Annotated in this window: 1 tRNA gene; it reads right to left on the minus strand. The window is 55.5% G+C overall.

Going from position 1 to position 211, the window contains the following annotated elements:
* Positions 1-7: 7 nt before the first annotated feature.
* Positions 8-84 (minus strand) — tRNA-Asp (locus OGY72_RS00010).
* Positions 85-211 lie beyond the last annotated feature (127 nt).

Below are 211 nucleotides of genomic sequence, written 5' to 3' on the forward strand. Positions count from 1 at the left end.
TAATAAGTGGCGGAACGGACGGGACTCGAACCCGCGACCCCCTGCGTGACAGGCAGGTATTCTAACCAACTGAACTACCGCTCCACCGAATTTCTTTGTCACCACCCGGATTCTTCATCCCGGTTTACTGCAATTTGATGCCTGGCAGTTCCCTACTCTCGCATGGGGAGACCCCACACTACCATCGGCGCTACGGCGTTTCACTTCTGAG

The organism is Citrobacter sp. Cpo221 (assembly GCF_030332345.1).
Taxonomy (GTDB): domain Bacteria; phylum Pseudomonadota; class Gammaproteobacteria; order Enterobacterales; family Enterobacteriaceae; genus Citrobacter; species Citrobacter portucalensis.